Origin of the sequence: Nonomuraea sp. NPDC001636 (genome assembly GCF_040298265.1) — a bacterium.
GTDB lineage: Bacteria > Actinomycetota > Actinomycetes > Streptosporangiales > Streptosporangiaceae > Nonomuraea.
The window spans coordinates 52,071-70,480 of the sequence record NZ_JBEOZT010000027.1; the positions used below are offsets into that span (position 1 = coordinate 52,071).

The 18,410-nt window shown below is 70.1% G+C and carries 22 protein-coding genes, 2 tRNA genes and 1 other RNA gene; 13 read left to right on the forward strand and 12 right to left on the reverse strand.

Annotated elements, in window-relative coordinates:
- Positions 1-42: 42 nt before the first annotated feature.
- Complete coding sequence (locus tag ABT158_RS38455) at positions 43-2,394, reverse strand: DNA polymerase III subunit gamma and tau (RefSeq protein WP_352362193.1); 2,352 nt, start codon at positions 2,392-2,394, stop codon at positions 43-45.
- Between the two features lie 31 nt (positions 2,395-2,425).
- Positions 2,426-2,521: signal recognition particle sRNA small type (gene ffs, locus ABT158_RS38460), an RNA gene on the reverse strand.
- Between the two features lie 106 nt (positions 2,522-2,627).
- On the opposite strand from ffs, the gene ABT158_RS38465 reads away from it, so the two are divergent.
- The 3 genes from ABT158_RS38465 to ABT158_RS38475 all read left to right on the forward strand — a co-directional run bounded on the left by ABT158_RS38465 (position 2,628) and on the right by ABT158_RS38475 (position 4,160).
- A tRNA-Ser gene (locus ABT158_RS38465) sits at positions 2,628-2,715 on the forward strand.
- A gap of 95 nt (positions 2,716-2,810) precedes the next feature.
- Positions 2,811-3,593 (forward strand): class I SAM-dependent methyltransferase, encoded by a 783-nt coding sequence (locus ABT158_RS38470; RefSeq protein WP_352362195.1) that lies wholly within the window; start codon positions 2,811-2,813, stop codon positions 3,591-3,593.
- A gap of 90 nt (positions 3,594-3,683) precedes the next feature.
- A complete protein-coding gene (locus tag ABT158_RS38475; RefSeq protein WP_352362197.1) occupies positions 3,684-4,160 on the forward strand; it encodes a hypothetical protein in 477 nt (158 codons plus the stop codon).
- A gap of 7 nt (positions 4,161-4,167) precedes the next feature.
- On the opposite strand, the gene ABT158_RS38480 is transcribed toward ABT158_RS38475, so the two are convergent.
- Entirely contained in the window at positions 4,168-4,809 is a 642-nt protein-coding gene (locus tag ABT158_RS38480; protein ID WP_352362199.1) for a LysE family translocator, read from the reverse strand.
- Positions 4,810-4,897: 88 nt separating this feature from the next.
- Between ABT158_RS38480 and ypfJ (ABT158_RS38485) the strand changes: the two genes are divergently transcribed.
- From ypfJ (ABT158_RS38485) to ABT158_RS38500, 4 genes are all read left to right on the forward strand, one after another.
- Positions 4,898-5,854, forward strand: a complete 957-nt coding sequence (gene ypfJ / locus ABT158_RS38485; RefSeq protein WP_352362201.1) for a KPN_02809 family neutral zinc metallopeptidase — start codon at positions 4,898-4,900, stop codon at positions 5,852-5,854.
- Between the two features lie 53 nt (positions 5,855-5,907).
- Positions 5,908-6,765, forward strand: coding sequence for a KPN_02809 family neutral zinc metallopeptidase (gene ypfJ, locus ABT158_RS38490; protein ID WP_352362203.1), 858 nt, complete (start codon positions 5,908-5,910; stop codon positions 6,763-6,765).
- Between the two features lie 45 nt (positions 6,766-6,810).
- A complete protein-coding gene (locus ABT158_RS38495; protein WP_352362205.1) occupies positions 6,811-7,107 on the forward strand; it encodes a type II toxin-antitoxin system VapB family antitoxin in 297 nt (98 codons plus the stop codon).
- Between the two features lie 109 nt (positions 7,108-7,216).
- Positions 7,217-7,534 carry a hypothetical protein gene (locus ABT158_RS38500; protein WP_352362207.1) on the forward strand — a complete coding sequence of 106 codons (318 nt, stop codon included), beginning with the start codon at positions 7,217-7,219 and terminating at the stop codon, positions 7,532-7,534.
- A gap of 40 nt (positions 7,535-7,574) precedes the next feature.
- Here the strand turns inward: ABT158_RS38500 and ABT158_RS38505 are convergent.
- The 4 genes from ABT158_RS38505 to ABT158_RS38520 form a co-directional block, all read right to left on the reverse strand.
- Positions 7,575-7,664 (reverse strand) — tRNA-Ser (locus tag ABT158_RS38505).
- A gap of 10 nt (positions 7,665-7,674) precedes the next feature.
- Complete coding sequence (gene tadA / locus ABT158_RS38510; RefSeq protein ID WP_397155899.1) at positions 7,675-8,112, reverse strand: tRNA adenosine(34) deaminase TadA; 438 nt, start codon at positions 8,110-8,112, stop codon at positions 7,675-7,677.
- 14 nt (positions 8,113-8,126) lie between these two features.
- Positions 8,127-8,603: a tRNA adenosine deaminase-associated protein gene (locus ABT158_RS38515; RefSeq protein ID WP_352362211.1), complete on the reverse strand. Its 477-nt coding sequence runs from the start codon at positions 8,601-8,603 to the stop codon at positions 8,127-8,129.
- 19 nt (positions 8,604-8,622) lie between these two features.
- A complete protein-coding gene (locus ABT158_RS38520) occupies positions 8,623-9,138 on the reverse strand; it encodes a tRNA adenosine deaminase-associated protein (RefSeq protein WP_387671736.1) in 516 nt (171 codons plus the stop codon).
- 149 nt (positions 9,139-9,287) lie between these two features.
- On the opposite strand from ABT158_RS38520, the gene upp reads away from it, so the two are divergent.
- From upp to ABT158_RS38545, 5 genes are all read left to right on the forward strand, one after another.
- On the forward strand, positions 9,288-9,926 hold the full coding sequence (gene upp, locus ABT158_RS38525) for a uracil phosphoribosyltransferase (protein WP_352362215.1): 639 nt from the start codon (positions 9,288-9,290) through the stop codon (positions 9,924-9,926).
- A 210-nt stretch (positions 9,927-10,136) separates the two neighbouring features.
- Positions 10,137-10,361: a hypothetical protein gene (locus ABT158_RS38530; RefSeq protein WP_352318442.1), complete on the forward strand. Its 225-nt coding sequence runs from the start codon at positions 10,137-10,139 to the stop codon at positions 10,359-10,361.
- 252 nt (positions 10,362-10,613) lie between these two features.
- A complete protein-coding gene (locus tag ABT158_RS38535) occupies positions 10,614-11,147 on the forward strand; it encodes a PH domain-containing protein (protein WP_352318446.1) in 534 nt (177 codons plus the stop codon).
- Positions 11,148-11,243: 96 nt separating this feature from the next.
- On the forward strand, positions 11,244-12,587 hold the full coding sequence (locus tag ABT158_RS38540) for a helix-turn-helix domain-containing protein (RefSeq protein WP_352362218.1): 1,344 nt from the start codon (positions 11,244-11,246) through the stop codon (positions 12,585-12,587).
- Positions 12,588-12,687: 100 nt separating this feature from the next.
- Complete coding sequence (locus ABT158_RS38545; protein WP_352318450.1) at positions 12,688-13,362, forward strand: FadR/GntR family transcriptional regulator; 675 nt, start codon at positions 12,688-12,690, stop codon at positions 13,360-13,362.
- 7 nt (positions 13,363-13,369) lie between these two features.
- Here ABT158_RS38545 and ABT158_RS38550 read toward each other — a convergent pair whose 3' ends face one another.
- Together ABT158_RS38550 and ABT158_RS38555 are read right to left on the reverse strand one after the other, a co-directional pair.
- On the reverse strand, positions 13,370-14,212 hold the full coding sequence (locus ABT158_RS38550) for an SDR family oxidoreductase (RefSeq protein WP_352362220.1): 843 nt from the start codon (positions 14,210-14,212) through the stop codon (positions 13,370-13,372).
- A complete protein-coding gene (locus ABT158_RS38555; RefSeq protein ID WP_352362222.1) occupies positions 14,209-14,496 on the reverse strand; it encodes an antibiotic biosynthesis monooxygenase in 288 nt (95 codons plus the stop codon). The genes ABT158_RS38550 and ABT158_RS38555 overlap by 4 nt, the downstream gene beginning before the upstream one ends.
- A gap of 62 nt (positions 14,497-14,558) precedes the next feature.
- On the opposite strand from ABT158_RS38555, the gene ABT158_RS38560 reads away from it, so the two are divergent.
- Positions 14,559-15,014, forward strand: a complete 456-nt coding sequence (locus ABT158_RS38560; protein WP_352362224.1) for a MarR family winged helix-turn-helix transcriptional regulator — start codon at positions 14,559-14,561, stop codon at positions 15,012-15,014.
- 7 nt (positions 15,015-15,021) lie between these two features.
- Here ABT158_RS38560 and dnaN read toward each other — a convergent pair whose 3' ends face one another.
- The 3 genes from dnaN to ABT158_RS38575 all read right to left on the reverse strand — a co-directional run bounded on the left by dnaN (position 15,022) and on the right by ABT158_RS38575 (position 18,316).
- Positions 15,022-16,119, reverse strand: coding sequence for a DNA polymerase III subunit beta (gene dnaN / locus ABT158_RS38565; protein WP_352362226.1), 1,098 nt, complete (start codon positions 16,117-16,119; stop codon positions 15,022-15,024).
- 125 nt (positions 16,120-16,244) lie between these two features.
- The gene (locus ABT158_RS38570) at positions 16,245-16,898 is read right to left on the reverse strand and encodes a response regulator transcription factor (RefSeq protein ID WP_352362228.1); all 654 of its coding nucleotides are present in this window, start codon (positions 16,896-16,898) and stop codon (positions 16,245-16,247) included.
- Entirely contained in the window at positions 16,898-18,316 is a 1,419-nt protein-coding gene (locus ABT158_RS38575; protein WP_352362230.1) for a sensor histidine kinase, read from the reverse strand. The genes ABT158_RS38570 and ABT158_RS38575 overlap by 1 nt, the downstream gene beginning before the upstream one ends.
- Between the last annotated feature and the right edge of the window lie 94 nt (positions 18,317-18,410).

An 18,410-nucleotide genomic window follows, 5' to 3' on the forward strand; every position in this document is an offset into this window, starting at 1 on the left:
TCCAGCTATTCCCCTCCGGGCTGGGGTGGAGGGAGGGTTCGGTCAGGTGTGGTCGATCTCGCCGATGACCTGGGCGCCGAGCTCGCGTTGCAGCAGGGCCATGCCGGAGACGGCGTCGACGTCGGCGTCCGCGTCGTTCAGCGGGTCGACGTCGTCGGCGTCGGCGGCCTTGTCACGGCCCGGGATCGCGCTCGGCCACGCCGTCGTGCCGCCCGCGCGTGACGCCGGCGTACGCGGACCCGCCTGAGCGGCCGCCTTGGCGGCCGACCGCGCGGCGGCCAGCCCCGCTCCGACCGGCGCGGCGGGCTGCCGGGCGGTCACGGTCTGGGTGGGGTCGGGGCTCGGCGGGGAACCGGGGCTGAGGTCGTCGGGCGCGTCGGGCCACGACTCGTCGGTGGTCGGGCGCGCGGACTCGGTGGCCGGGCGCGCGGGCGCGGCGGCCGGAGGTTGGCCCGGGTCCTGGGAGCCCTGGTCGTCCTGGGAGCCGCCGTGCGAGCCGGACCGCCCCTGGGAGGTCGCCTGGACGCCCGTCCCGCCCTGCGGGCTGGTCGTCGCCTGGCTCGCGGGCGGGGCCGTCTGAGGAGCGGGGGCGCCGTGGCCGCCCGACGGCGGCTGCTGGCGTGCGGGGCCGCGGGTGGCCTGGGGCGCCGGAGAGCCGCCGACCACCGCCTCGACCCGCCAGGTGCCGCCGAGCACGTCGCCGAGCGCGGTCGCCACGACGGCGTCCTTGCCGCCGCCGGTGAAGTTCTTCATCGCGCCGACCTGGCTGAACCCGAGCGTGACCAGGTTGCCTTCGACGCCCACGACCTGGGCGTTCGTACTGACGTTGGCCCAGACCACGATGCTGCGCTGCTTGAGCGCGGCCAGCACGGCGGGCCACTGCTGCTGCATGCCGGCCGCGCCGCCCGCGACCGGGCCCGCCGCCGCGGGCGCCTGAGCGGCAGGCGCCTGCGCGACGGGTGCGGGCGCGTCGGAGGCCGTAGCCGCCGCCGAACCGGGACGTACGGGCTCGGGCCAGTCGTCGGCCCCGCCGCCCACCGGCCCCTGACCACCGGCGGAACCGTTGCTCCCCGCGGGCGTCGCAGGCTCAGGAGCCGCCGCGTCGCCGCCGACCGGCGCCGGCGTGCCGACGGGAACAGCCGGGGGCGCGACGGGAACGTGCACGTCGTGGCCGCCGCCCGGGGCGGCCGGACGCGGGATCGTCACCGCGCCCGCCCTTGAGGCCATCTGGGCGACCGCCCCGCCGCGCTCCAGACGTTCGAGCCGGGCGAGCAGGGACGCCTCGCCCTGCGAGGCGCCCGGCAGCAGCACACGCGCGCACATCAGTTCGAGCAGCAGCCGCGGCGAGGTGGCGCCGCGCATCTCGGTGAGCCCCGCGTTGAAGATCTCGGCCGCCCGGGTGAGCTCGGCCGGCCCCATCGAGGACGCCTGCCCCACCAGCCGCTCCAGCTCGTCGGCGGGACGGTCGAGCAGCCCACTGGACGCCGCCTCGGGCACGTTGGCCAGGATCACCAGGTCGCGGAAGCGCTCCAGCAGGTCGGAGGCGAAGCGGCGCGGGTCGTGGCCGCCCTCGATCACCCGGTTGACCGCCTGGAACACCTGGCCGCCGTCGCGCGCGGCGAACGCGTTGACGACCTCGTCGAGCAGGTCGCCGTCGGTGTAGCCGAGCAGGGAGACGGCCTTGGCGTAGGTGATGCCGTCGTCCTCGGCGCCGGCGAGGAGCTGGTCGAGGATGGAGAGCGAGTCACGGGCCGAGCCGGCGCCCGCGCGGACGACCAGCGGCAGTGCGGGCGGCTCGAAGGGCACGCTCTCGGAGGTGAGGATCTCCTCCATCAGCGCCTTGAGCGTCGCCGGCGGCATCAGCCTGAACGGGTAGTGGTGCGTGCGCGACTTGATGGTGCCGATGACCTTTTCCGGCTCGGTCGTCGCGAAGATGAACTTCAGGTGCGGCGGAGGCTCCTCGACGAGCTTGAGCAGCGCGTTGAAACCCTCGCGGGTCACCATGTGCGCCTCGTCGATGATGTAGATCTTGTAGCGCGCCGAGACGGGCGCGAAGAAGGCGCGTTCGCGCAGGTCACGCGCGTCGTCGACACCACCGTGGGAGGCCGCGTCGATCTCGATGACGTCGAGGTGGCCGGGGCCGGTCGGGGCGAGCGCCACACACGACTCGCAGGTGCCGCAGGGGTCGGGCGTCGGGCCCTGCTCGCAGTTGAGGGAGCGGGCGAGAATGCGCGCGCTGGAGGTCTTGCCACATCCGCGGGGGCCGCTGAACAGGTACGCGTGGTTGATGCGGCCCGTACGCAACGCCTGTCGCAGCGGATCTGTGACGTGTTCCTGACCCTTGACCTCGGCGAAGGTCCCGGGTCGGTACTTGCGGTAAAGCGCAAGGCTCATGCGACCATCCCGCCTGCGAGGGGGCTCTCAACGAAGAGACCCCCCGCACACCCGCCAGAGCCCGCTTATCCTTGCTGCCTTCCGGCCCTGGGGAGGTTCACAGGATGACGCCGCGCGAGGGGTCCCTGGACAGTCTAACCGGCCTCAGCAGTGCTCGCTCCACGGTTCGGGTCGAGCACGTCCCGGAAAAATCGCGGTCACCGCAGTGCCGGAAGTCCGGTAAGCTCGTCGGCGGAGGATTCGCCTAGTGGCCGAGGGCGCACGCTTGGAAAGCGTGTATAGGGCAACCTATCAGGGGTTCAAATCCCCTATCCTCCGCCAGTTCAGAAGGGTCATGCCAGGTCAACGGCATGGCCCTTCTGGCGTTGTGTCGTCCTTCGGGCGCCTCGGCCGGTCGGTCTTCTATGGTCCGGTTCATGGAGGCTGTGTTCGGCAGCGCCGCGCCGTACTACGCCAGGTACCGTCCAGGCCACGGGCAGGCGACGACCGAGCACCTGGCGAAGACGTTCGGCGCGGACAGCCGGGTGCTGGATCTCGGCTGCGGCCCCGGGACGATCGCGATCCCCCTGGCGCGGCGGGTCAGGGCCGTGCTCGCCGTGGATCCGGCGTCCGAGATGCTGGCGGAGGGCAGGCGGCTGGCCGGGGACGTCACGAACGTCGTCTGGGTGCGTGGTGACTCGACCGATCTGGGGGCGTTGCCGCCGTTCGAGCACGTGGTGATGGGGCGGTCGTTCCACTGGATGGACCGCCGGTCGGTGCTGGTGGAGCTGGACGGGCTGCTGCCGCCCGGCGGCGTGGTGGCGCTGGTCGGCCCCGCGAGGCAGCAGGGTGAGCCGTGGCAGCCGGACGCGCAACCGTGGCAGCCGATCGAGAGACGGGTGTGCGAGGAGTTCGGCCTCGACATCCACACCGCCGCCAGTTCGTTCCACGCCACCGGCGAGCACCACACCGGCGTGCTCGCCGCCTCGCCCTTCAGCAGCCTTGAGTCCCGGGTGTTCAGCCGACGGCTGACGTGGGACGTGGACGGACTGATCGGGCTCCAGCTCTCCTACTCCTACAGCTCGCCCGCCAGGCTCGGCGCCCGTCTGCCCGCCTTCGTCGAAGCACTGCGACGGGCGCTCCTCGCCGACAACCCCGCGGGCCGGTGGGAGCAGCGGCTGACCACCGAGGTGCTGGTCGCCAGGCGACCGGGGCGCTGAGCCGGTCGTGCCGCCGTGGACGTCATTTTCGGTGCCTGGCACCACGGAAGGGGTGGCGGGAGCTGAAATCGTCAGGATATCTTGACGGTTATGACCTTGAGCATTCCCGATCTTCCCGGGCACGAGGGTTTCGTCGCGCCCGTCCTGCCCGACGGGGAACTGGCCACGTCGTCCAGCGCCTTCACCAGGACGTTCGTCGGGTATCAGGCCGCCTGTTCGTGCGGATGGACCGATCGGCGGCGGTATCCGGCGACCCCGGAGGGGGCCAAGGAGGCGGAGTACCGCTGGTGGAGCAGGCACACGCCGCCGCTGCTCGCCGCCGCCCCGCCCAGCTGGCTGGTGACGAAGTCGAACCTGCTGTGCGAGCAGGTCGTCAAGCTCGCGGCCGATCGTCCGCTGGCCGCGCTCACCCTGCTGTCCCAGGTGGAGAGCTGGCAGCGGACGCTGCTCGACCAGGCCGTCGCCGGGGCGCGGGACAACGGCGCCTCCTGGGCGGAGATCGGGGAGGCCATGGGGATCTCCAAGCAGGCGGCCCACGAGCGCTTCAGGGCCCAAGTGAGCCAGTAGAGCCCGGTCAGGCCGGCACGAGCGCCTTGGAACGGTCGGCGACCATCCGTACGGCGAAGACGCCGAGCACGGTCCCCATCGCGTACCGCTGCACCTTCAGCCACACCGGACGGCGGGCGAGGAAGGCGGCGAGGCCGCCGGCCGAGATCGCGATCAGCGCGTTGACCAGCGTGCCGATCGCGATCTGCACCGAGCCGAGCGCGAGGCTCTGCAGCAGCACGTGCCCCATGGCGGGGTCGATGAACTGCGGCAGCAGCGACAGGTACAGAATCGCGATCTTGGGGTTGAGCAGGCAGGTGAGCAGCCCCATGGCGAACAGTTTCCGCGGCCTCTCGACCGCCAGCTCGCGCGGCTGGAAGACCGAGGCGCCGCCCGGCCTGACCGCGTTCCAGGCCATCCAGAGCAGGTACGCGGCCCCGGCCAGCTTGAGCGCCGTGTAGGCCGCCGGCACGTACGCGAACACGGCCGTCAGCCCGAGGCACGTCGCCGTCAGGTACGCCATGAACCCGAGCGCGACACCGATGAGCGAGATCAGCCCGGCACGACGCCCCTGGCTGATCGAGCGGGAGACCAGATAGATCATGTTCGGTCCGGGCGTCAGAACCATGCCCAGGGACACCAGCGCGATCCCCACCAAGCCACCCGTCATAGCGGCAGATTAGCTGACAAATGGCAGAAAATCACTGTCCCGCACATTGCCTTGCGTAATCGACCGACTACGGGGGATGACACAGGGCATGCAGTTCGACGATGACGCGCCACTCGACCCCTCACAGGTCGAGGACGTCCGGGCCTCCGGCTCCCAGCCCGGCCGCGGCGGCGGCTGGGGCGGGATGCCGGGCGGCGGCTGCATGTTGCCCATCGGCGGCCGTGGCGGCGGCTGCCTGCTGCTGGTCCTGGCGGTGGCCGGGCTGTTCCTGTTCAAGCTCGCCCCCACGCCGTTCAGCGGCGACGAGGGCGGCGAGCAGGGCGGCGGACGCTACCCCAGCGCCCCCGGCCAGCTCTCCCCCAGCGGCAACCTGGCCGAGCGCTGCCGTACGGGTGCCGACGCCGACCAGTCGGAGGACTGCCGGATCGTCGGCACGGTGAACAGCATCCAGTCCTACTGGCGGCAGGAGTTCAAGGAACGCGACAAGCAGTACACGCCGGCCAAGACCGTGCTGTTCTCCCGGGCCGTGAACACCGGCTGCGGCCCCGCCGACTCGGCCGTGGGCCCGTTCTACTGCCCGCGCGACCGCAAGGTCTATCTGGACCTGGCCTTCTTCGACACGCTCCAGCGCGACTTCGGCGCCGAGGGCGGCCCGTTCGCCCAGGCGTACGTGGTCGCCCACGAGTACGGCCACCACGTCCAGAACCTGCTCGGCACCATGGACAAGGTCGGCAACAACAGCAGGCCGGGCGCCGGCAGCGCGTCCGTGCGCCTGGAGCTGCAGGCCGACTGCTATGCCGGCGTCTGGGCGCACAACGCGGTCAAGACGGGCTTCTACCGCGAGCCGTTCTCGCAGGCCGACATCAACCAGGCCCTCGACGCCGCCGCGGCGGTCGGCGACGACAGCATCCAGCGCCGCTCGCAGGGCCGCGTCACGCCCGACGCGTTCACCCACGGCACCTCCCAGCAACGCGAGAAGTGGTTCAGCGTAGGGTACGACAGCGGCCTCCCGGACAGATGTGACACCTTCTCGGATGGCATCTAGACGCCCTCCCGGGGAAGCTCTCTAGCGGGCAGCACCCAGAAGGGACGTCAGATATGGATTTCAAGGACGACGTCAACCTCGACTCGTCACAGGTCGAGGACGTCGGCGGTCGCGGTGGCGGCGGGTTCTCGGGCGGCGGCTTCCCCGGCGGCATGGTCCTCGGGGGCGGCGGCATCGTCGGCCTGATCGCCTTAGTGCTGGTGTTCGTGCTCAACAACCTCGGCGGCGGGGGCGGCGACGCCGAGCCGGCGCAGAAGCAGCCCCCGGCCAAACTCGCCGAGGAGTGCAAGACGGGCAAGGACGCCGACCAGTCGGAGAAGTGCCGCGTCGTGGGCGTGGTCAACAGCATCCAGGACTACTGGAAGCAGGAGATCCCCGACTACCGGACGTCGAAGACGATCCTGTACTCCGGCAGCCTCCGTACCGGATGCGGCGCGGCCAGCTCCGCCGTCGGGCCGTTCTACTGCCCGAGCGACCAGCGCGTCTACCTCGACCTGAGCTTCTTCGACCAGCTCCACAGCCAGTTCGGCGCCAAGGGCGGCCCCTTCGCCCAGGCGTACGTGATCGCCCACGAATACGGCCATCACGTCCAGGACCTGCGTGGCGCCCTCCAGTCGGACACCGGCAGTTCGGTCCCCGTCGAGCTCCAGGCCGACTGCTACGCGGGCGTGTGGGCGCACAACGCCGTCCGCACCGGCTTCTACGAAAAGCCCTTCACCCAGACGGAAATCGCCGAGGCCCTGGACGCCGCGGCCGCCGTGGGCGACGACAGAATCCAGCAACGCACGAGCGGCAGAATCGATCCCGAATCGTTTACGCACGGCTCGTCCGAGCAACGCGTCAACGCCTTCCAGCGCGGCTACCAAAACGGCCGGCCGGGCGACTGTGAACAGTCTGAGCTGGGCCGATAGCCCTGGACAACGCAGCAGGTCGAATTCTCTCCTAAAATGAGGTGGGTGATCTTCAAGCTCGTCGGCGACGGACGCCCTTATCCCGAACACGGTCTGACGAACCGAGAGTGGGCGCAGATCCCTCCCAGGCAGGTCCGGCTCGACTCGTTGATCACCACGAAGGCCATGCTGGACCTGCACTCGCTGCTCGCCGCTGACTCCACTTTCTACGGCGACCTGTTCCCGCACGTCGTGCACTGGCAGGGCGAGCTCTATCTGGAGGACGGCCTCCACCGGGCCCTGCGCGCGGCCCTGCACCAACGGTCGATCCTGCACGCCAGGGTCCTGGATCTGCCCAACTGAAACGCGCCGGAAAAGGGAGCCGCCATTCGCGGCTCCCTTTTTCATGTGTCAACCTGATCGACGTGCCGTGTGTCACGTCCGCGTCTTTCAACATCATTCGGAGAATGCCGTGTCGTATCCACCGCCACACGGGTCGTGGCCGCCACCCGGATACGGCCCGCCGTCCTACTACTCGCAGCCGCCGGCGCACGAGTACTTCGAGGAGCCCGGGCCGCTCGACAATCGCAACCTGATCGTGCTGCTGGCCGTCGGGCTGCCGCTGCTGCTCCTGAGCGCCTGCGGCGCGCTGTTCTTCGTCCTGACCGACGACGGCCGTCCGCAGACCCGCGGCGGCGAGACGGTCCAGACGCAGGTCGTCGAGGACAGCCCGCCGGACGTCCAGCTCAACCTGAATCCGCCGGCCGACGGGCCCACCCAGCAGCCCTGAGGGCAAAAGAAAAGGGCCTCCGAGGTCGTCGGAGGCCCGCTGGCGGTGGTGGTGGGATTTGAACCCACGGATGAGTTGCCCCATCACACGCTTTCGAGGCGTGCGCCCTCGGCCACTAGGCGACACCACCGCGGACGAGCTTACCGGATTCTCCGAGTAGCGAAGAACGTCTTGAGGACGGCAGAGCATTCTTCGGCCAGGACGCCCATGACGACCTCGGGCCGATGGTTGAGCCTGCGGTCGCGTACGACGTCCCAGAGCGAGCCCACGGCGCCGGCCTTCGCGTCGACGGCGCCGTACACGATCCGGTCGACCCGGGCGAGCACGGACGCGCCCGCGCACATCGTGCACGGCTCCAGCGTGACCACCAGCGTGCAGCCGCTCAGCCGCCACTCCCCGCGCAGCGCGGCGGCCCGCCTGAGCGCCAGCACCTCGGCGTGCGCGGTGGGATCGGCGGCGGACTCGCGGTCGTTGCCGGCCGCGGCCAGCACCTCGCCCAGCGGGCCGAGGACGACGGCGCCGACGGGGATCTCGCCCCTGCCGCCGGCCGCGACGGCCTCGGCCAGGGCCAGGCGCATCGCTTCCTCGTGGGTCAACGCAACCGGTCGAGCTCGTCGGCGAACGACAGCCGTTCGGCGATCACCGAGAGGACGTCGGCGGGCAGCAGGCCCTCCTCCATGCTCAGCTCAAGCAGCTCCTCCGAGCTCACGCCGAGGTCGCTGAGCAGCTCGAAGTCCCCGGCGGGACGCACGCCGAGCCCGTTGCCCTCCTTGTCGGGGGCCACTCCGGCGAACTCGGCGAACAGCTCGCCCATGCTGTTGGAGGTGATCGCGTGCACGTCCGACAGGAACACCCGGGGCTCGTCCTCGCCGCGGTAGCGGGCGATGGCGAACCATTCGTCCTCGACCTCGACGCAGAGCAGGGCCAGCTCGTCGCCCGTCAGGCCCAGGGTCTCGATGACGGCGTCACCGAAGTCGTCGACGATCTCCGCGTCGCGCAGATCGACCTCTGCGCCGGTCCAGCCGTCGGAAGTCCTGACAAAAGCCGCAGAGAAGGTGTTGGACGCCATGCCCGCACTCCAGGGGGGTTCAGCCGAAGACCGATTCGATGGCACGCTCGAACGGCTCGGAGAAGCCGAGCCGCGCGGCGATGCTGGACAGCACATCTTCGGGGAGGAGATCGATGTCGCCGGAGAGGATGCCCAGCTCCATCTCGTCCAATCCGAGATCGGCGAAGATCGACAGATCTCCCGCCGGCAGCACGGTCTCCTCGTCCTGGAGGATCTCGTCGAGCTCCTCCTCGTCGGGGACCGGCACGTCGAGGTAGTGCAGCACCTGGCGGGCGAGCGGGAAGTCCCAGGAGGCGGCGATGTCGGACAGGAAGACGTCGACACGCTCGCCGAGCACGCGCAGCGCCACGAAGAACTCGTCGCCGACGGCGATCAGGCCGATGGTGCCGCTCTCGCTCGGCTGCTGCCTGAGGGCCTGGATCAGGCCCTGGAGGTCGGACGTGAGCGTGACGGGCAGCAGCTCAGCGTGCCACCGCTCGTCCTCGCGGTAAATCACTATGGCGAAGTCGAGCGCATCTTCGTCTGTCATCGCCATCCCCACCCGAGCCTCTGACACGACAGGTTCGCACCAGACCCCAATCGTTCCAGAACAGGCCACGCGGCGTGTGCTTCTCCGACCAAATTGTGATCAAAACCAAAGGCCCGGGATGCCACCACTCCGTCCACCGGATACCGTTGGGCGCTATGGAAACCCTCGTCGTCGACCATCCGCTCGTGGCCCACAAGCTGACCACGCTGCGCGATGTCCGCACCGACTCGCCGACCTTCCGCAGGCTCGCGGACGAGTTGGTGACGCTGCTGGCGTACGAGGCGACGCGCGACGTCCGGGTCACCGACGTCACCGTCCAGACCCCGGTCTCCCCCGCCCACGGCGTGCGCCTGGCCAAGCCCCAGCCGCTGGTCGTGCCCATCCTGCGCGCCGGGCTCGGCATGCTCGACGGCATGACCCGGCTGCTGCCCACCGCCGAGGTCGGCTTCCTCGGCATGATCCGCAACGAGTCCACCCTCCAGGCCGAGACGTACGCCACCCGCCTGCCCGACGACCTGTCCGGGCGTCAGTGCTTCGTCGTCGACCCGATGCTCGCCACCGGCGGCACGCTCGCCGCGGCCGTGCAGTTCCTGTTCGACCGCGGCGCGGTCGACGTCACGGCCATCTGCCTGCTGGCCGCCCCCGAGGGCCTGGCGTACATGGACAAGGTGTTCGCGGGCTCGGGCAAGCCCATCCGCGTGGTCACCGCCGCCCTCGACGAGCGGCTCAACGAGAACGGCTACATCGTCCCGGGTCTCGGCGACGCCGGCGACCGCCTCTACGGCGTGGTCTGACCCTTCCATCGGCTCCCCTTCTCCTTACGCTGGGTCGTCACTTCGTTACATACTGTGGTTGGGTGGGTACGAAGAGACAGGAAGGGAACTTCCGCATGCGCGTGGGGGAAGCACGATGAGCGACATGCCCGGTGCCGAGGAGTCCTCGTGAACGAGCGACCGACCGGCAACAGCAGTGCCCCGTCTCATGCGACCAGCACAGGAGGGCGCATGAGCGAGCACACCGAGGCCGACCCGACCCCGTACGCGGAGGTCGAGGCCGCGCTGCGCGACGAGTTCGCCGGCGTGCATTCCTCCACCACCGTAACCCGCTGTGTGGAAGCAGCGCACTACGGCGCGCTGGAGGTCACCGGCTATGCGCATCCGAGCCTTGTGGAGCGCATCGCCCGGAAGCACCTTCACGTCCTGGCGCTGGTCGCCAGCGAACGTGGCTAAGCAAGATCAAAACTAACCCGCCAAGTTACCTTTACCCCGGCTGCCGGGTGGGTAATGTAGACGGCGGGTGGAGTGGGTTAGTGGCACGGAGGCGACAGTGCAGGTCAAAAAAGTCCTCACATACAGTGGGATCGCATTTGTGGCGTACTACCTGTTCGCACGACCAGCTGATGCCGCAGACGCGGTGAAGGGGGCGTTCGACACGGTGTTCAACGCGGCCGACTCTCTGGCCCAATTTGTGAACAACCTCGCATGAGACTGGTGACCCACGGGGACTCTGCTCCGTCGTCGGTCAACCGCTACCTCCTCCCCAACGAACAACAGGTCATCATGGTGCGGCGTCATCCCGCCGTGCTGCTGCGCCCGGTCGCCGAGGTCTTCGGCGGCCTGGTCATCGCCGGGCTCCTCAGCAAGTTCTTCGGTGGAGGGGAGTCCGGCGGCACGGCGCTCGTCGTGGTGTGGTGGCTGTGGCTGCTGCTGCTCGTGCGTTTCGTGTGGAAAGTCGCGGAGTGGTCGGTCGATTACTTTGTGGTGACATCCAAGCGGATGTTGCTCACCACCGGGTTGATCACGCGCAAGGTCGCGATGATGCCGCTCGGCAAGGTCACCGACATGAGCTTCCAGCGATCTCTCCTGGGCCGCATGCTCGGTTACGGCGAGTTCATCCTCGAGTCCGCTGGTCAGGACCAGGCTCTGTCAACGGTCGAGTACATTCCGTATCCGGAGACCCTCTACCTGGAGGTCTGCCAGATGCTTTTCCCCAGCAAGGACGACAGCGACGATTAATCTCCGCGCGGCAAATTCTTCACGCGGGGATACCAGATTCGGCTACTTCATGCAATCATTGCGTGTTGTTGACCCTTCCCCGCCTTGAGAGATGAGATGCCGAGTCAGGGAACCATCGGTGACCGCGTCCGTGGACTGCGGCTGAACAGGCGGATGTCCCAGGCCCAGTTGGCCGGACCCGACCTGTCTGACAGTTATGTCTCGCTCATCGAGTCGGGCAAGCGCACGCCGACTCCTGTCGTGGCCCGCCTCCTCGCCGAGCGGCTGGGATGCACCACCGAGTTCCTCCTGCACGGCATCGAACCGCGGCAGCGCATCGACACCGAGCTGGGTCTTCGCCATGCCGAGCTGGAGCTTCAGCACGGCGACCCCGCGGTGGCGGCCGACCGCTTCACGGAGATCGTGAAGGCGGCCGACGAGGAGAACGCCATGCTCACCGCGCACGCCCGCTTCGGCCGGGCCCGCGCGCTGGAGGTCCAGGGGCGTCTCGGCCAGGCCGTCGAGGCGTTCGAACGGCTGCGCAGGGAAGCCGCCGCGCATCCCGAGCGGCTGGCCGACCTGCCGCTCACGATCGCGCTGAGCCGCTGCTACCAGCGGGCCGGCGACCGGCTGAGGGCCCGCGACCTGGCCGCGTCCGCGCTGGAGCAGGCCGAGCGGCTGTCCATCTCGCAGGGCGAGATCGCGGTCGACCTGGCCACCGCTCTGGTCGAGGCGCGCAGCGAGCGTCAGGGCGACTCCCCCGAGCTCGAGTACGTCAAGCGGGTGCTGGACAACAGCGGCGTTCCTGAAGTTATGGACCGTTCCGAGGAGATCCACGCCCTGTGGCAGGCGAGCTCCGCCGCCGCCGCCGGCGAGGACTCCGCGCTGGCCGTGCGCCTGGCCGACGACGCCATCATGGCCGGTCGTCAGTCCCGGCTCGCGCTGCAGCTCGCGCGGGCGGCCATGCACTGGTCCAGGCTGGTCACCGCGCCGCTCGACGAGGCCGAGCGGCTGGCCGCCGCCGCGTCGCGGGCGTTCGCGTCCTCGCCCGGCAGTGTCCGCGAGCACGGCGAGAGCCTCGTCGCGCACGCTCGGGTGCGGCTGCGGGCGGGCGACCAGGCGGGCGCCGCCGAGCTGGCCACCACGGCGCTGGGGCTGGCCCACGACGGTTCGGGCACCACGCCGGCCGAGGCGAACCTGGTGCTCGCCACCGTCGCGCTCGACCTCGACGGCAGTGCCACGACGCAGCTCCGTACCGCGCACGAGCTGCTCGACTCGCTCGACCGTCCGGTGTTCGGGTCCGACAGGCAGGCCGCCCGCTGCTGGCGCGAGCTGGGTGACCTTTACGGCAGGGTCGGGGCAAGAGCACAGCAGACCGCCGCATATCGTAAAGCCCTTGAAGCTGCCGGAGTTCGCTCCGCGTTGGCAGGGGTGACGGTCGAGGCCACGGTCGCGCACTGAACCTCCGGGAGCTCCAGATTTGGACTTTTGAGTCTGGAATAATTAGGGTCGACCAGTCATTGACTCATAGGATGATTGGTTTCCCCGGAGGAGGCGGACTGTGAGTCTGCGTACGGCGCAGCGGGCTTCGCTCGTCGACCAGGTGATCGATCAGCTCAAGGAGCAGATCACCTCAGGGTCGTGGCAGATGAACGGCAAGATCCCCACCGAGACCGTGCTCGCCGAGCAGCTCGGAGTGGGACGCAACACCGTTCGCGAGGCCGTGCGCGCGTTGACGCACGCCGGGCTGCTGGAGTGCCGTCAGGGGGACGGCACTTACGTCCGGGCGACCAGTGAGCTGTCGGGGGCGATGCTGCGCCGGCTGCGCCAGGCCGAGCAGCTGGAGATCCTTGAGGTGCGACGCGCGCTGGAGGTCGAGTCCGCCCGGCTGGCCGCGACCCGCCGCACCGACGAGGACATCCGCCGCATCGAGGCCGCGCTGGCCGAACGCGACCGCGCCTGGGAGCTGGACGACCCCGACTTCTTCGTCGAGGCCGACCTCGCCTTCCACATGGCGGTCGCGCACGCCACCCACAATCTCGTGCTCATCGACCTCTACGAGGACTTCTCGGCGGCTCTGCGGGCCAGCATCACGGCCGCGGGCACGTCGTTCAACAAGAGCTACATCCCGCACGACGCCATCGCCCGCGCCATCGCCGCCGGCGACGCCACCGCGGCCGAGCGGGCCGGGCACGCGTGCATGGAGCACATCCTCATCGCCCTCACCGACTCCTGACCGGCCCTCAGGCGGCGGGGCGCAGCTCGGCCGCATGGTCCTTGGCGAACTCGGTGAAGCTGCGGCCCGGGCGGCCGGTCACGTCGGTGAAGGCCGTCGTCGTCAGGTCGCCCCAGTTCGCGGCGTAGGCCGTGAGGTATTCCCTGGTGACGGCCGCGTCCCACTCGCGCAGGCCGGCGTCGAGCATCGAGCGGTAGGCGTCGTCGGGGGCGACGGGCTGGTAGGTGATCGGCGTGCCGTAGACCTCGGTCAGGGCGGTGGCCGCCTCCCCCATCGAGATGCTGGCCGGGCCCGTGAGCGTGTAGGTGCGGCCCTTGTGCGGCGCCGGGTCGCGCAGCACCGCGGCGGCGAAGTCGCCGATGTCGCGGACGTCGATCAGTCCGATCCGGCCCTCGCCCGTGCCGCCGTAGAGGGTGTCGCCGGCCACCGAGCCGAGCAGGTTCTGCATGAAGAAGGCCGGGCGGATGACGGTCCAGTCGAGGCCCGAGGCGGCCAGCTCGACGTCGGAGAGCGCGTGCAGGCGGCCGTTGCGCGTGGGGGCGTCGTGCGCGGCTCCGATGGCCGACAGGCGCACGACGTGCCGCACCCCCGCCTTCCGGGCCGCCCAGAGGGCGTTCATGCTCGCATGGGGCGCCTGGGGGCCCATGGCGGTCAGCAGCCACAGGGTGTCGACCCCCTCGAAGGCGGCGTCGAGCGTGTCAGGCTGGTCGAGGTCGCCGACGGCCACTTCGACGCCCTCGGGGGCCTTGGCCGCGTCGCGCACCAGGACGCGCACGTCGCTCAGGTCGCCCAGCGACTTCAGCACGGCCCCGGAGACGGTGCCGGTGGCACCGGTGATCAGGATGGTCATCGCAATGCCCCCTCTTCTGCAGAGATCAACTCGTCGATCAGGTCGAAGAACTTCTGGATGCCGGGCAGGTTCGCGCCCTTGGCACGGGAGGCGGCGAAGTCGTCGCCCGAGCGCCAGTCGACGATGTCCAGCCACTCGTCGTCGGACAGGCGGACCAGCCGGGCGCCGAGGAAACCGGCACGGTCGGCCGCGAAGTCGGCGAGCATGCCCGGACGGGCCGCCAGCAACTGGCCGGCGCGTTCCGGGGACACTCTGAATCTGGTGAGTTCCACCGTCGTGGTCATGGCATGACGATATAGTAAGAATCAGTGACAGTCAAAATCAGTGACTAATTGGAGGGCCACACGTGCGCAGGAGTCATCGCAAGCAGGACGAACCAGACCTCGGCGTCCTGGCCGGGCGCACGCTCTTCGCCCTGCAGCGCGAGCTGTTCGCCAAGCTGGCCGAGCAGGGGCATCCGGGGCTGCGGCCGCGGCACGGCGCCGTGCTGGCCTACCTGGACGAGGAGGGCAGCAGGGCGACCGACCTGGCCGCGCAGTCGGGGCAGCACAAGCAGGTGATCGGCACGCTGGTGGACGAGCTGGTCGCGCTCGGCTACGTGGAGCGGCAGCCCGACCCGGCCGACCGCCGGGCCAAGCTGATCGTGCCGACGGACAAGGCGCTGGACCACATGGCGAAGTCGGACGCGATCATCGCCGAGATGGAGGCCGCGCACGCACGGGCCGTGGGCGAGCAGGCGTACGCGGAGTTCAAGAGGGTCTTCAAGGCGGTCGCCGAGCGGCAGACGCTCGCGGCGGAGTGAGGGCCGCTCAGGTCAGGCGCAACGACATGACGAGGTAGCGGAAGGCGGGCTGGGCGTCGCCCGGCACGTCCTGGATGAGGGCGGGCCTGGTCGGCGACTCCATGTTGATCCTGGCCAGCTCGCCCTCGATGCCGGTCAGGCCGTCGAGCAGGAACTGCGACTGGAAGGCGATCTGGATGTCGTCGCCGCGCAGCTCGCACGGGACCACCTCGGTGCCGCGCCCGATGTCGCCGCCGCCCGCCTGGATCAGCACCTGGCCCTGCGTGAACGACAGCCGGATCGCGGTGTTGCGCTCGGCCACCAGGGCCACCCGCTTGATGGCGTTGACGAACGGGGTGACCGCGATGTCGGCCCTGATCGACCAGTCGGAGGTCAGCCTGGCCCGGTAGTCGATGAACTGCTCGTCGAGCAGGCGCACGGTGGTGCTGCGGCCGACGCTCTCGAACCCGGCCACGCCGTCGCCCATCGCGACCGACACCTCGCCGCCGCGCAGCGACTTGGCCACCTCGACCAGCACCTTCGCCGGCACCATGGCCGAGACGGCGACGTCGGGCGCGGCCGGACGCCAGGTGAAGTCGCGGGCGGCGATGCGGTAGCGGTCGGTGGAGGCCATCGCCACGGACTCGCCCTCGATGTCGACCCGGATGCCGGTGAGCATCGGCAGCGTGTCGTCGCGGCTGGCGGCGGGCGCGACCTGGCTCACCGCGGAGGCGAACACGCCGCCGCCGATCGCGCCGATGCTCGGGGGCATCGTCGGCAGGGCCGGGAAGTCTTCGACCGGCATCGTGATCAGCCCGAACTCGGCGCTTCCGCAGGTCAGCACGGCCTCGGCGCCTTCGGTGACGATCTCGACGTCTTCGGCCGGCAGGCTGCGGCTGATCTCGGCGAGCAGCCGGCCGGGGATGAGCACGCTCCCGGGCTCGACCACGTCGGCGTCGACCAGGGCGCGCGCGGAGACGTCGTAGTCGAAGGCGGACAGGCTCAGCTCGTCGCCCGCCTCCAGCAGCAACCCGGAGAGTACGGGCACCACCGGGCGGCTGGGCAGGACTCTGGCGGCCCATGCCACCGCATCTGCCAGTACATCGCGGTTAACCCGGATCTTCACGAGGATCCACCCTTTCGTCGCGCCGTGCCTCTATGAAAATAGCCGCTCCCACCGACAACTACGGCTGTGTCCGGGCACGGCTGGGCGCCCTGTGCAGGATGGGCCTGATGGGGCCGGAAGGGCGGTCAGGCGCGGCTGTTCAGGTAGGCGAGCACGGCGAGGACGCGGCGGTTGTCGTCGTCGGAGGGGGCCAGGCCGAGCTTGGCGAAGATGCCGGCCGTGTGCTTGGCGACGGCGCTCTCGCTGAGGAAGAGCCGCTGGGAGATCGCGGCGTTGGAGCGGCCCTCCGCCATGGCCTCCAGCACCTCGCGCTCGCGGGGCGTGAGCGCGGCCAGCGGCTCGTTCCTGGCGTTGCTGGCCAGCAGCTTGGCGATCACCTCGGGGTCCATCGCGGTGCCGCCCTCGGCGACCCTGCGCACGGCGTCGACGAACTGCTCCGCGTTGAACACCCGGTCCTTCAGCAGGTAGCCGATGCCGCCCGAGCCGTCGGCCAGCAGCTCGCGGGCGTAGAGCTGTTCGACGTGCTGCGACAGCACGAGGACGGGCAGCCCCGGGATCTGCGCGCGGGCGGCCAGCGCGGCCTGCAGGCCCTCGTCGGTGAACGTGGGCGGCAGCCGTACATCGACGACCGAGACGTCGGGGCGCAGCTCCAGCAGGCCCTTCAGCAGCTCAGGCCCGCTCTCGACGGCGGCGACGACCGTGAAGCCGTGCGCCTGCAGCAGGTGGACCAGGCCGTCTCTGAGCAGGTAGAGGTCTTCGGCGACGAGCACCCGCTTCATCAGCAGGGCCCCAGACCGCCGACGCGGCCGAGTACGAGGCTTCTGTTGTGGACGAGCCGGATGCGCATGGCCGCAATGTACATGAGCGTGCCGAGGGCGATGTTGGCCACGATCACCGGCCATTGCAGGGGCTCGGGCAGGTAGAGGGCCAGGAACCAGCTGCGCTCGTCGATGTGGAACGCCTTGAAGACGGCCGTGACGAGGCCCTGGGGGAAGAGCGGGCACCAGGCCGTGCCGTACAGGACGGCGATCGTGGCGGCCTTCTTGGGGGGCAGCTTCGCCTGGTCGGCCTGCTCGGGCAGGACGTGCGGGATGTCCAGGGTGACGGTGGTGGGGCCGCCCGGCGGGCTGTGCAGGGCCAGCACGCCGTCGAAGGCGGCCAGACGGCGTTCGATGCCGGTCAGGCCGCTGCCCTTGGCCGGGTCGGCGCCGCCCATGCCGTCGTCGCTGACGGTGACGCGCAGGGCCGCGCCGTTGACGCTGATGTCGATGGCCACCGACTCGGCGCCGCTGTGCCGGGCGGCGTTGGCGAGCAGTTCGCTGATCGCGAAGTAGGCCGCCGCCTCCACCGGGGGTTCCAGGCGGTGGGGCAGCTCGACGTCCACCTTGACGCGCAGCGGGCTGTCCATGGCCAGGGCGCGCACGGCGTCGGCGAGGCCGCGTTCGGCCAGCACCGGCGGGTGGATGCCGCGGATGACGGTACGCAGCTCGGTCAGGGTCTCGGCGGAGGCGTCCCTGGTCTTGGCCAGCAGTGCCTTGGCGGCGGCCGGGTTGTCGTCGATGAGCTGCTCGACCGCGCCCAGCGTCATGCCGATGGCCACCAGGCGGGCCTGGGTGCCGTCGTGCAGGTCGCGTTCGATCCTGCGCATCTCGGCGGCCTGGGAGTCGGCGGCGAGGTTGCGCACCTGCCGCAGATGGGTGATCTGGACGGCCAGGCGGCTGGCGGAGGTGGCGCCGAGCAGGAGGCGGACGGTGAGGGCGTACAGACGCAGACCGCGCGCCGGGAGCAGGACGAACAGCGGCAGCAGGCCGATCTTGACGACCGGGTCGAGCGTCAGCCAGAGCGTGTCCCGCCAGGTCGCCGGGTCGGTGAGCAGCCACTTGAACCGGTCGTTCCAGGCCGGCATGCGCGGCGACTTGTACAGCGTGCGATCGACGCGGTAGAGGCCGCCGGCCATGGGGACCGGCGGCGGCGGCTCGGGCAGGTAGGGCGCCTCGATCTCGACGCCGGTCCACGCGCGCAGCAGGCGCCGGTGCCGCTCGGCCGTCCGCCTGACCAGCCTGGCCTGCCACGGGAAGAAGAAGACCATCCCCAGCGCGAACGACAGCATGATCATGGCGCCGGCCAAGGGGATCAGCGCCACCTCGCCCAGCAGCAGCGCGAACAACACCGCGACCTGCCCGAACCGTTGAAGCATGCTCCCAGTCTGCGCCAACATCCCCGCCGGGGACATTGCACCTAGATACACCCTTGCTCGGCATCTACCGAGATTCCCCGGAAAACCCGCAGCT